Below are 12,375 nucleotides of genomic sequence, written 5' to 3'. Positions count from 1 at the left end.
ATCTCAAGCATTCTGTTTGCTCAGGAAGGATAGGCAGAACAAACAATCTTCCCCTTTACGACTGCTTCCGTAATGGACATTACAGACGTGATATCCTTCATTGTATATCCTGGCCAGGTTGTCCACCCCTTCGCCGATATCGACTCTATGGGGCTTCTCAGGCGGTCGCTTCTTATCCATCAATTGAGTTTGTTCAGTCAATACTTCAAGCCGTGTCCGGAGATGATGGTTTTCCAGTTGAAGTGAGTGGTTCTCTTCCGTCATCTTCGCCACAAATCCAATAAGTTCCCGGAATTGCTCATGCATGGCTTCGAGCTGCTGCTCAAACTCCATCACTCTGTCGAGAAAGTTCCCTTCTTTCAACTATTTCACCCCATCATTTCGTCAATTGAGCTACTGAGTTTTTCCGACTCTCTATTTCTTCCCATGAATATTCCAAGACTTGCTCCTGATCCGACAAATTCACTTGCAAAATTCGCTCAAGCAAATTCAAGCCGACCACTTTCCCCGGCCCTTCAGGCGTCTGCACCCGTTCACCGATATCAGGCATGAGAGCTTTTGCCTCTTCATATTCATCGTTTTCGTATTTCAGGCAACACATGAGACGTCCGCATAATCCGGAGATTTTGGATGGGTTGAGTGACAGGTTCTGATCCTTCGCCATCTTGATGGAGACAGGTTCAAAGTCGCCCAGGAAGGTCGAACAGCAGAGCATTCTGCCACACGGTCCGATTCCACCAAGCATTTTCGCCTCATCGCGGACTCCGATTTGACGTAATTCGATGCGCGTCCGGAAAATGGCAGCGAGGTCTTTTACGAGATTCCGGAAATCGACCCGTCCTTCCGCTGTGAAATAAAAGACGATCTTATTACGGTCAAATGTATATTCCACATCGACAAGCTTCATTTCAAGCTCATGCTCACGTATCTTCTCAACACATTTACCGAAGGCCTGCTCAGCATCCGCACGGTTTTCATCCACTTGGATCTGGTCTTCTACAAGCGCCTTGCGAATAATTTTCTTAAGTGGCAAGACGACATCATTTTCATCGACTTCCCTCACAGAACTAGCGACTTTTCCGTACTCGATACCCCGTGCTGTTTCGACGATGACATAATCACCGACAGTAAGCGGATAATCGAGAGGATCGAAATAATATATTTTACCCGCTTTTTTAAAACGGACTCCTACAACTTTATACAAGCGTTAACCCCTCCTGCAAATTGAGCACCAGCTGCTCCATTAAAAGTGTACGGTTCATATTGCCATACAGCTTTTTCTTCGCTTGCAGAATCGCTTCTATATTGGCCGATAGACGGCTATATGTCATCTTCATCGAAAGGCTCCTGAAAATCTGCTGCTGATCGGGAAATGCTAATTCCGATTGCAGTCCGGCTTTCATCGAGACGATATCACGGTATGCATAGAGAAGCAAGTCAAGACCACGTTCCACGTCTTCCTTCTCTTTCATTGCCGGCAACCATTCTGATTGGATGAATAGAAGCGCTTCATTTACATTGCGATCTGATGCCTCAATCAATTTTAACACTGTTTTTCGTATGTGTGCAAATTGATCATTTTCCGCAAGCTGTTTCGCTTGCCCGATATCCGCTGTCATCATCGTAACCGTCGCTGCCATCGATGCGGTAATCCCTGCTTCTGTCAATTTTGCAATCATCTCTTCACGCTGCGGCGGAAGAAAACTAACGCGTTGGCACCTCGATTGAATTGTCGGAAGGATTGACTGATAGGAATCGGTCAGAAGAATTGCCGTCACTTCCCCTTCAGGTTCTTCCAGGAACTTCAAAAGCGTATTGGCTGCCGAAGTGTTCATCCGGTCCGCGCGGGAAATGATATATAGTTTACGTCCCGGCTCATACCCTTTTCGCGTCATTTTCATAATCAACGATGACATCTGTTCTTTTTTAATGTCTTGTCCATCCGGTTCGATCTTCGTCACATTCGGGTGATTTCCCGAAGCAACCCTTCTGCAGTTGCGACATGTTTCACATGGAACAGCATTTTCAGGCCTCTCGCAAAGCAAAAGCTTCGCGAAATGGATGGCTGCCACTTCTTTTCCAGTGCCCGCCTCTCCATCAAATAGATAGGCGTGGCCAATCCGGTTATTCCGAAACGTCGCTTCCAGTCTGTCGATGACGGCCTTTTGCCTTTGCTTGATGCTAATTTCCATGCTCGTACCTCCTTGCAACCAAAAACGTGTAAAAACACGGGTCATCTATATATATTAACGAGAAGTCCTTTGATTTCCCCGATTTTCCCTAGTAATTCGACAGATGTCTGCTCATCATTTAATAAGGCTTCCGCCAATTCAATGAGCTTCTCATCAATTGTCTCGACAATGTTCAATCGACGTCCTTCGCCGAATTGATTCCACGTATGAGATTGTTTCAAGCCCATCCCGGATTCAACCGACTCCTTCAGGAAGCGTCGGACGAGCATCTTGAATTTCGCCATGTCCCGTAAGTTCCGTGAACGGGCAAGACGATCCCCTGCAGAAGATATGTCTCCAAGAAGTCTTGTAATTTGTTCTCCGTGCAGGCGTTCTTCCTGTTGCAGAACCATTTGGCCGAACCGGGCATTCCCTTGCGTCGGACGCAGCGGATCATTTCTGAATTTATCAGGCCCGGTCTGGAATTCACCATTCACTTTCATTTCTACTTCACCTCATTTCATCAGAAATGATGAAACTGTTCAATCGGTAAGACGAATACTGTGGCACCGCCAACTTCCACTTCTACTGGGTAGGGAATATAGGAGTCGGCGTTGCCGCCCATTGGTGAAACGGGAGCGACCATCTGGTCACGCGAACGGCAATTTTCACGAATTAATTCCAAAGCTTTCGGTACGAGGCTGTCGTCCGTTCCGATGAGGAAGGTTGTGTTTCCTGACCGCAGAAACCCTCCAGTACTGGCTAGTTTCGTAGCGCGAAAATCATTTTTCGTTAAAGCCGCCGATAAGCGGTTGCTATCTTGGTCCTGTACAACTGCCACAATCAATTTCACGGTACCCTCTCCTTTTAGCTTTTTCTTTTATAAATATATTGGTACTGTTGATTTCCACTTCAGGTGGACGCTTTCCGCCGGCATGGCTTCAGCCTCCTCACTACGCTTCGCTTCGTTGCGGGGTCTTCAGCTCATGCTATTCCGGCAGGAGTCGCCACCTTCCGTTTCAATCAACGAAGTGTACTTAACAATTAGCAGTCACTTTCTAAAAAGAGTTGCATTAAACCCTCTCTTATATTATATCATGAATCCTGTTTATTAATGAGTTGAGAACTTATAATTTTCCAAACATTTTCAGTTACTTCAGATAATGGTTTGCTAGCGTCTGTGCTGATGATGCGATTTGGGAACTGTTTGAGCAATAGCTGGTAGCCCTCGTAAACTTTTTCGTGGAACTGTAAGGTTTCGTTGTCCAGTCGATTTTGTTCCCGTTCTCCGCTATCTGCAATTCGTTGGAGTCCCTCTTCTGGTGTGATGTCGAAGAAGATTGTCAGATCTGGCATTGTGTCTCCAATGGCGAATGAGTTGATTGTCATGACGTTCTCCATGCCAAGCCCTCTTGCATAGCCTTGATAGGCAAGCGAGCTGTCGATGAAACGGTCGCAAAGGACGATCTCTCCTTCTTTCATTGCCGGGATGACTTTTTCGACGAGGTGTTGCCTGCGCGCTGCGGCATAAAGCAGTGCCTCGGTCATGCCATCCATTTCCTGATGTTCATTGTCATGTATTATTTCCCGGATTTTTTCCGAGATGCGGATGCCTCCCGGTTCGCGGGTAAGGATGGCTTTTTTCCCTTCCCGTTCCAGTCTCTTATATATTTCTGCAATGACAGTCGTTTTTCCTGCACCTTCGGGACCTTCAAAGGTAATAAATATCCCTTTATTTAACATAGTATGCCTCCGTCAATCGATGATCACTTGTATTTGTCTATCATTCGCCCGAATGGCGCCTTGAAATTTTGCATTCATTTGCAAGTATTGTACAAGCGTCGCAATATGCCGCTTTGTTACCGTTTCTCCGCCAAGGAGCAACGGAATGCCGGGCGGGTAAGGAATGATGGCAGCTGCCGCGACATAACCGACAGCTTCTTCTATTGATTTCCATTCGGTTTCTCTCCCATAAAGTTCTTGCGGGAGATAGGTCAGGGTGGATATTCTTTCATCCGCCGATATCGATTCGTCCATCAACTCTAGCTCTTCCTTCATCGGCAAGCTTGCGACGGCAGCTGCAATTCTTTGAACACTTTCGCTGAATGGATACTCTTTACTCTTTTTCAGCAACGGCAAAATGAATAGCACTTGGAATGGGTCGGCTAGTTCTGCGAAAACCCCTTCCGCTTCAAGCCTAGCAAGCAATTCAAACCCTGTATAGCCTTGGACTCGCAGCAATAATTTTAAAGGGTCTTCCGATTCTACGATCCGCAATTCAGGAATGGTGAGTAGGTTGCCGATGAAGGCTCGACGCTTTTCCAGGAATTCGACTTGATCTTCCTTCGTATAGGACTCTGCGTATGCCCGTGCATCGTCAAGCGACGCCATGAGCAAATAGGATGGGCTGCTCGATTGGAGCATGCCCAAATAATGCGCTATCCTTTCAGGAGAGATGATTAACGACCTGATATGTAAAAATGACGCCATCGTCATGGCGGGTAATGTTTTATGAGCTGAGTGCACAACGATGTCCGCCCCTAGCTCCAATGCGGATTGCGGAAATGCATCTCCTGCGACAAAATGGGCTCCATGCGCTTCATCGACCAAAACAGGGATGCTCTTCTCATGACAATAATGAATAATGTCCGTAAGCTCGGTGCCTGCCACTCCATAGTAAGTCGGATACGTCAGAACGACCGCCTTGGCATTGGGATACGCTTCTATCGCCTCTTTCACTATTGCAAAACGGACTGCACCCGGCGTATTCGAATGGGCATCCCAAACAGGCGATACAAAGACCGGCTTGGCGCCTGTCAATTCAATCGCATGAAAGATTGATTTATGTGCATTCCGCTGCACAATGACCGTATCACCAGGTCTGCACGCCGCGTACATCATTGCTAAATTGCCGACCGTCGATCCATTGACGAGAAAGAAGCTCCGGTCGGATTGATACAAAGCCGAAAGCCGTTGCTCCGCTTCACGGATCACCCCGGACGGCTCATGCAAGTCATCCAACCCTTCCAATTCCGTCATATCGTATGGCAGCACGGACTGCATTTCTTCCGGCAAGCCGGACAGCAGACCGTTTTTATGACCCGGCACATGAAAGGAGATCGGCCGCTTTTCCTCGAACTTGCTAAGTGCTTGGACAAGCGGTTTAGTTTGTTCACTCATTACGATTCACACTTCCTTTGTATCTATTATAAAGGAAGTCGGGACAGTAAGGGTGAAAACTCCTTCTTGGAAATGAAAAAAACCGGGTTGCCCCGGCAATCATACGTATTTCATTCTTGATAGTCCGATGAATAGGAATATCACGGCGAAACCGAGTAAGACAATGAGCGGCATGAAGATGTCCCCGATAGTGCCACTGTCGGCAATCAGCGTCGTCAAACCTTCCATTGCCCATGTCTGAGGGACAAAGTTGGCGATTTTCCGCATAACGTCAGGCACCATGCTGATTGGCCAATAGACCCCACCAAGCATGCATGTTGAGATGATCACCAAAGTGCCAATGGCGTGTTGCTGATCAACCGTCTTCACAAGGCTTGCAATGGCAATTCCGAGGCCTACGACACAAAGAAGCAAGGCCGTGACGAGAAGAAGCAATGCTGCCGGGGAGCCCCAGTTGACGTCAAACAACGTGGAAGACAGCAAGATAAGAAGGAAAAACTGAATCCATCCCACGATTAGAAAGGATAGGAAATAGCCAAGCAGCACTTGGAAACGGGTGACGGGTGTCGTAAACAATCTCGACCAGATTCCAGCCTGCCTCGCTTCAATCAGCGTGCCTGTCATCGAAAGCATCATGATCATAACGAACATGATGGAGAATCCGGCAGAGCTATAGGAGATGCCCATCATCGGATGCCCAGTGGGTGCATTTGTTTTTTGTTCGGTCCATGCTTGGATACGCCCTTCATTTTCCGTGATCCGCCCGTAGACGGATTCCCAGCTTTCATTGAAATAGAAGCCTCCAACCTGCGACGCCGCAACGTAAATGTCTACGGCTTGCATTGCCTGATTCACTTGTTGTATGACGAGTGGCGCTGTCGACATGCCGAGTGAAGGTTGAAAGGTAGCGGGTGGCTTTTCATTGCGAAGCTTAGTTGCAATTCCTTTTTCAAGCGTTACAATGCCCTGCACCTCATTACGCGCCAACAACTCCTCCGCTTCAAGAGCATTAACAAGCTCATAGGAAATCATTTCATCCATCATCAACTTCTGAATGACGTCCTTCGAAAACGCTGTCTGTTCCTCATCGACCAATGCGATGCGAAATGTTATATCGGCATTCTTCCCAAAAATACTGCCGAAGAGAAACGTGAATAGCAGCGGCATCCCAAGCATTAAGACAATCGACGATTTCTTCTTGAACGTCCGTTTAATTTCAAACAGACAAATCGATAAAATTTTCTTCATTCCATATACCTCCCCTAAGCAATCCGGCGCCCGAGCCGAATTGAACAGATGAAAATGGATACAATCCCTACGCCGAGCAACACCCCTGCCGGCAGCCATAACGCGGACCAAGAAGTGCCTGTCATGATTGATGTGTAGCTCGTCAATGCCCATGAATTGGGCATCGCCATGGCAATTTTCCGCATGACTTCAGAGAATAAAGAGAGGGGAAGCATCGAACCGCCAAGCAACGCCATTACTTGGACACCCATGGTTCCAACGATGTCCGCCATTTTCTCGTTTGTCGTAAAGGCAGCTACAACCATCGCCAATCCTGCTACTGAAAAGATATAGAAGAAGGTGATGAAGAGGACTTGCAGGATGGATGGGCCCCAGTCAACCTTCAGCAAGAAATGTGTAGCCCCCATGAAAATCAGAAATTGGATCCATGCAAATAGAAATGCACCGATGAACTTTCCTGTTAGAATTGAACGAACGGACGTCGGAGTCATCATCAATCGCGACAGTGTTTCACTCCGCTTTTCCTGATGAAATGACTTTCCACCTGCCATCGCGTTGAATAGAAGGAACATCGCCGCCATGGCTGCAGCATAGTACTGCATGGAACTCACCGATTCTTCTAGTGCAGGCTCACTAACATACGTCCGTTGTTCATTCATAACCTTCTCAATCGATGTCGTAAGCTCTTGTTGGATGGCTTCCATGTCAACCCTGCCATCACTAGACAACGCCGCAGCCTCCGCCATGACTGTAGTTGTGGAGTGTGCGATTGCCTGCGACATTTGAGCAAACGTCTCTATCATCTGCCGGATGAGGGTCGCCGTTGTTTCCTGCCCGGTGGTTGGCAAGATGATGGCCCGTTCTGTATCAGGATCCCATTCATCCGGTAAAAGTAGGCCGACGTGGACTTCCCTTTCCTCCATCCAATCCAGCAGTTGTTTCTCAGATTCCGCCCGTTCGACTGTAATGGCAAGCCCGTCTCCCCCCAGAGCCCGGATAATACTTTCCGCCATTTCATTCGATTCGGGTGAATAGACGCCTAAAACGGTTTCAGACATGCTTCCTCCACCCATCACCCCTTTCAAGGCGGATCCTAAAATGACAGTCAATATAATCGGCATGAGGATCATCATGAGGATCGCTTTACGGTCTTTCAAGTGAATCTTCGCATCTTTAACAGCTATTACAAGGCTCTTCATTGCAGTCCCTCCTATTCACGCAAAGAGCGTCCTGTCAGTTGCAAAAACAATGTCTCCAAATTCGCTTCCTTGAGCTGCATATTGTGTATCACGACGCCTGACTGGCTAGCAAGCAGGATTACGTCCGCTACGATTTCCATTTTCGATTGCAAATGCACATCGAGCTCCTCGGCTGTCTGGACAATGACCTTTTCCACTCCATTCAGCTTCTTTACCTGCTCGATAAATGAAGGGTGCAAGGTACCGACTGTAAGCTTTAACACAATTCCACCCGCCAAACGATTGTTTAAATCCTTCTTCGTGCCGCTTACGATGAGCTTCCCTTCATCAAGGATCGCAATCCGCTTGCAAAGAAACTCGACCTCTTCCATATAATGACTCGTGTAAATGACCGTCAGTCCTTGTTCATTCAATGATTTCACCGTCTCCAAAATATGATTCCTCGATTGAGGATCGATACCGACTGTCGGTTCATCCATAATGAGCAGTTGCGGTTCATGCATAAGCGCGGCCCCGATATTGATCCGCCGTTTCATCCCGCCCGAAAAGGTTTCGATCCTGTCCTTACCGCGTTCCGTCAGACCAACGATGTTAAGGACTTCCTTCGCACGGGCCTTCGCTTTTTTGCCGGATAGACCGTACATCTTTCCCCAAAACATCAGATTGTCCATCGCGGACATCGTCGGATAGAGGGCAATGTCTTGCGGTACGACTCCTATTATCTGTTTGGTTTCCTTCAGATGCTTGCCGACAAGTTTTCCATTAACCCGGATTTCCCCTGCGCCGTTTGGAATCAGTCCGCATATCATTGAAATGAGCGTTGACTTCCCCGCGCCATTCGGACCGAGCAACCCGAACGACTCCCCTTTTTCGACTTGAAAAGAAATCCCTTTGATGACCTCATGTGCACCGAAGCTCTTTTTCACATCCGTAAGTGTAAGCATTCTCCGCAGCCTCCTTCTTTATTTCTATTTTATTGTGGAAGCCTCTCCCCTACATCGAGCGCGCGATAGATTTTAAAGGCATGAAAAAAACGACACCAATGTGCCGTTTCTCATATACGTATGCAGAAAGTAATGTCAGAATGTCGTTATGCCATAGCGGACAGCATAGATTGCCGCCTGTGTCCGATCACGAAGTCCCAGCTTCTGAATGACGTTCGAAACATGGTTCTTTACCGTTCCTTCGGTAATGAATAACGCATCCGCAATTTCCTTATTGTTCAATCCTTCTCCGAGGTGAGTCAGTACCTCCGCTTCCCATCGGATAACCCCTCTAGCCCTTTCGGCAGTTCTTCCTGGCTAGTTTGACTCTTCATTCTAAGCTCCGTCAGCACCTGCGAAGTAAATTCCTTCGGCAGCACGACACCGCCATGATAGACGGTAAGGATCGCCTGAACAATCGTATCCGTCGGCATATCCTTCAATAAGTAACCGTTCGCCCCTTCTTCAAGCGCATCGAATATGTATTCACTGTCGTTGAACGTCGTCAGAATCAATACTTTCACATCTGGCAGGCTATCTTTTAGTAACCTTGTACCTTCAACGCCATTCACGCCGGGCATCCTGATATCCATTAACATGATATCAGGTAGAAGCTCCACCGCTTTATATAACGCATCCTTACCATCCATCGCCGTCCCAACTACTTCAATCTCGGAACGCAAGCCCAGCAACGTGCTAAGCCCTTCCCGCACCAATGGCTGGTCGTCGACAATCATAATTCTTATCATCCCTTCACCCCCGACGATATCTGTTTAAGCGGAAAGGTGATCATAATACTAAAGCCTTCCCCTTCAAAGCTTTCGATTTCAAATGAACCCTCATGCTCCGCAACACGCTCTTTCATATTAATCAAACCGAAATTTGGTATAAAATTCTTTTCCCCTTTCCCATCATCCTTTATTTCTATATGGATCGCTTCTTCATCCATTTGGATCTTCACGATGCATGTATCCGCATTTCCATGCTTTTTCGCATTTGTCAGGCCTTCTTGCACAATCCTTTTGATTGTCGGCTGCAACGATTTCGGAATCCTGGCCACGTCTACTGGCAACATAAGCCGGCTTTCCATATATGTCATCGATGAAAATTCATTCATAAGCTCCTGTAGATCGTCACGAAAGGAAGATTTTTCATAATCCTCTTTCAATGTCCGGACAGACAACCGTATTTCATGGAGTGCATCCCGGGTAAGCTGCTCACAAACGGCGAGAACCTCTTTCGCCTTTCCCGCATCCCTCTCGACCATTTCGCCTGCCACTTGCAACTGTACAACCAATGCCGTCATTTTATGGCCTACGGTATCATGAATTTCGCGCGCTATCTCATTCCGTTCCCGAATTGCCGTCAACTGCTCGACTTGCTCGGCATATTCCCGCAGCTGCCTGTGCGCTGCCTGCAAAGCATCGTGGGAGTCATTCAACTGCCCATATTGAACAGAAATCGTCTCCTTCGCATGGTGAAAATTTCGGATAAGGCTACCGACGAAAGCGCCATAGAAGACGAACATCCCGTTCACAATATTACTCGATAGCGAAAATACACCTGTTTGTGCATATAACTGCATACTGATTAGTATCCATACGGTAACAAACGTCCCTGAAAAAAGTCCGAGCAGTTTTTTACGGTCATACAGTAAGAAAACGGTTGTTGAAAGGACACCGAAAAAGATTAAATACAAATATCCACTCTCAGGGAATAAAAAACCGAACCCCGTAATGACAATAAAGTCGATTGACGAACAAAGTATTCTCGTCTTCTCCCGGACGTCGGCCATTTGAATAAAATGGCTGATAATGAATAGGGGAATGGCAGAGATTATGAAAACAGTTCGAAAATCCACAATGCCGTTCGTCATTTGAAAGAAATATCCGCTTAAAATGACTAACATGGCTACGCGCACTAAAGAGAATAAAAATAGAGAGACACTTTTCACTACCACACCCCACACTATTTGTTTATGCTAACTCAGTGGTCCGTATATCGTAATGAATTAACCAGTCATGGCGTCCATGACAACGAAGACAATGGTTTTTCCACGTTTCTAGTAATGCACCCACTCGATGTCCATTCTCTTAATCATGTACTATTCGTATTTTTTAAGCAATAGCTCTAAGAAAATTACCATTAATGAAGTATCTTCTTCACTCATTAGTCTGAAGATTGATATAATTAAATTGAGATAAGATTTATTCTCAGTAAGGGGGCGATTTTTTGAAGCACAAAATTTTGGGATGTATTTTTTTGAGCATGGTTATTCTAGTTAGTGGGTGTTCTGCAAATGAAACAGTTGAAGGCATGTTCGATTTACCTGAAGATCTACCAGAATTCGTGATTAAAAGTAATTTCGAGAATATTGATTGGGAGAATAAAGCTGTTGCATTCAATGGCAATATTATAGGCAATGAAAACAAATCAGGTGTTATTGGTGCCGATATGCCGAGCATCACTACAAAACAAAAGTGGATGTGGCACCTTTGGGGGATTGAGAATCCAACGGCAACCAATCTCACGGTTGTTGGCCTACACAGAGAAACAGGCACTATCCATCAAGTCTTAACATCAGGTTGGACTACTGGCCTTGCAGGAGAGAATAATGGAGCAGATGCACACGTACCTTCCAATGTGCAAATTCCCATGGCAGGGGAGTGGGCAATATTGCTTTATGCTGATGGAGATTTATTTGATGTGTTGATTTATGAAATTAATGAATGATGTGTGATCTTTGGGCGTGGAACAGCACTCATTGAGCGCAAGGTGGTCGGCTTTGAGCGCGGGACGGCTCTCATTGAGCGCAAGATGGTTGGCTTTGAGCGCGGATTCAATTTATTGATCGCCAGATAGTGGCTTTGAGCGCGGATTCAATTTATTGATCGCCAGATAGTGGCTTTGAGTGCGGATTCAATTTATTGTTCGCCAGATAGTGGCTTTGAGTGCGGGACAATAATACAATCCTAATCTAATCCTGAATCGCAGCCTAACTCCCTTAAATGAAGGTTTATAAACACAAAAAAACCATTCCCCATGGGGAATGGCCTTGGCCCGGCGACGTCTTACTCTCACAGGGGGAAGCCTGTTCCCTGCGTAATTTACACCGTTGGCGTAAATTACGCAAAGCGGCAGCGCCGCTTTACTACCATCGGCGCTGAAGAGCTTAACTTCCGTATTAGGTATGAGAACGGATGTGACTCTTATAATAACCTTCGGTTACATTTTCAAACACAAAAAAACCATTCCCCGTGGGGAATGGCCTTGGCCCGGCGACGTCTTACTCTCACAGGGGGAAGCCCCCTACTACCATCAGCGCTGAAGAGCTTAACTTCCGTGTTCGGTATGGGAACGGGTGTGACCTCTTCGCCGTCATCACCAGACAACTGAACGATGCTTGTTCGTTCAAAACCGGATAAAACAGACATTGTTGCTGAACTTCAAGTTCAACCGTACTAAAGTAACTTAAGGTTAAGTCCTCGATCGATTAGTATCCGTCAGCTGCACGTGTCGCCACGCTTCCACCCCGGACCTATCCACCTCATCTTCTTTGAGGGATCTTACTTACTTGCGTAATGGGAAATCTCA

12 protein-coding genes, 2 rRNA genes and 1 pseudogene are annotated in these 12,375 nt (G+C 46.7%); 1 reads left to right on the top strand and 14 read right to left on the bottom strand.

Annotation, left to right across the window (positions count from 1 at the left end; all coding sequences use genetic code 11):
- Positions 1 to 3: 3 nt before the first annotated feature.
- The 12 genes and pseudogenes from yabA to M3191_RS18730 all read right to left on the bottom strand — a co-directional run bounded on the left by yabA (position 4) and on the right by M3191_RS18730 (position 10,735).
- Positions 4 to 363 carry a DNA replication initiation control protein YabA gene (gene yabA / locus M3191_RS16590; protein ID WP_285853427.1) on the bottom strand — a complete coding sequence of 120 codons (360 nt, stop codon included), beginning with the start codon at positions 361 to 363 and terminating at the stop codon, positions 4 to 6.
- A gap of 13 nt (positions 364 to 376) precedes the next feature.
- A complete protein-coding gene (locus M3191_RS16585) occupies positions 377 to 1,204 on the bottom strand; it encodes a PSP1 domain-containing protein (protein WP_251629919.1) in 828 nt (275 codons plus the stop codon).
- Positions 1,197 to 2,192, bottom strand: coding sequence for a DNA polymerase III subunit delta' (gene holB / locus M3191_RS16580; RefSeq protein ID WP_251701480.1), 996 nt, complete (start codon positions 2,190 to 2,192; stop codon positions 1,197 to 1,199). Before holB ends, M3191_RS16585 begins: the two co-directional genes overlap by 8 nt.
- Before the next feature lie 41 nt (positions 2,193 to 2,233).
- Positions 2,234 to 2,674 (bottom strand): YaaR family protein, encoded by a 441-nt coding sequence (locus tag M3191_RS16575; RefSeq protein WP_251701479.1) that lies wholly within the window; start codon positions 2,672 to 2,674, stop codon positions 2,234 to 2,236.
- A 20-nt stretch (positions 2,675 to 2,694) separates the two neighbouring features.
- Positions 2,695 to 3,024 carry a cyclic-di-AMP receptor gene (locus tag M3191_RS16570; protein WP_060206001.1) on the bottom strand — a complete coding sequence of 110 codons (330 nt, stop codon included), beginning with the start codon at positions 3,022 to 3,024 and terminating at the stop codon, positions 2,695 to 2,697.
- Between the two features lie 242 nt (positions 3,025 to 3,266).
- On the bottom strand, positions 3,267 to 3,914 hold the full coding sequence (tmk, locus tag M3191_RS16565) for a dTMP kinase (protein ID WP_251701478.1): 648 nt from the start codon (positions 3,912 to 3,914) through the stop codon (positions 3,267 to 3,269).
- Between the two features lie 12 nt (positions 3,915 to 3,926).
- On the bottom strand, positions 3,927 to 5,351 hold the full coding sequence (locus M3191_RS16560) for an aminotransferase class I/II-fold pyridoxal phosphate-dependent enzyme (RefSeq protein WP_251701477.1): 1,425 nt from the start codon (positions 5,349 to 5,351) through the stop codon (positions 3,927 to 3,929).
- Between the two features lie 99 nt (positions 5,352 to 5,450).
- Complete coding sequence (locus tag M3191_RS16555) at positions 5,451 to 6,599, bottom strand: ABC transporter permease (protein WP_251701476.1); 1,149 nt, start codon at positions 6,597 to 6,599, stop codon at positions 5,451 to 5,453.
- 14 nt (positions 6,600 to 6,613) lie between these two features.
- On the bottom strand, positions 6,614 to 7,798 hold the full coding sequence (locus tag M3191_RS16550) for an ABC transporter permease (RefSeq protein ID WP_251701475.1): 1,185 nt from the start codon (positions 7,796 to 7,798) through the stop codon (positions 6,614 to 6,616).
- Between the two features lie 11 nt (positions 7,799 to 7,809).
- A complete protein-coding gene (locus tag M3191_RS16545) occupies positions 7,810 to 8,742 on the bottom strand; it encodes an ABC transporter ATP-binding protein (protein WP_251701474.1) in 933 nt (310 codons plus the stop codon).
- Positions 8,743 to 8,877: 135 nt separating this feature from the next.
- Positions 8,878 to 9,530 (bottom strand): annotated as a pseudogene (locus tag M3191_RS16540) (response regulator).
- Positions 9,527 to 10,735, bottom strand: a complete 1,209-nt coding sequence (locus M3191_RS18730; RefSeq protein WP_251701473.1) for a sensor histidine kinase — start codon at positions 10,733 to 10,735, stop codon at positions 9,527 to 9,529. Before M3191_RS18730 ends, M3191_RS16540 begins: the two are co-directional and overlap by 4 nt.
- A 278-nt stretch (positions 10,736 to 11,013) precedes the next feature.
- Here M3191_RS18730 and M3191_RS16530 point away from each other — a divergent pair, with 278 nt between their 5' ends.
- Positions 11,014 to 11,514 carry a hypothetical protein gene (locus M3191_RS16530; protein WP_251701472.1) on the top strand — a complete coding sequence of 167 codons (501 nt, stop codon included), beginning with the start codon at positions 11,014 to 11,016 and terminating at the stop codon, positions 11,512 to 11,514.
- A gap of 540 nt (positions 11,515 to 12,054) precedes the next feature.
- Here the strand turns inward: M3191_RS16530 and rrf are convergent.
- Positions 12,055 to 12,170, bottom strand: a 5S ribosomal RNA gene (gene rrf, locus M3191_RS16525).
- 84 nt (positions 12,171 to 12,254) lie between these two features.
- Positions 12,255 to 12,375 (bottom strand): 23S ribosomal RNA (locus M3191_RS16520); the annotation flags it as partial.

Source organism: Sporosarcina luteola (assembly GCF_023715535.1).
In the GTDB taxonomy this organism is placed as follows: domain Bacteria; phylum Bacillota; class Bacilli; order Bacillales_A; family Planococcaceae; genus Sporosarcina; species Sporosarcina luteola_B.
This window is presented reverse-complemented; position numbering and strand designations above follow the sequence as displayed.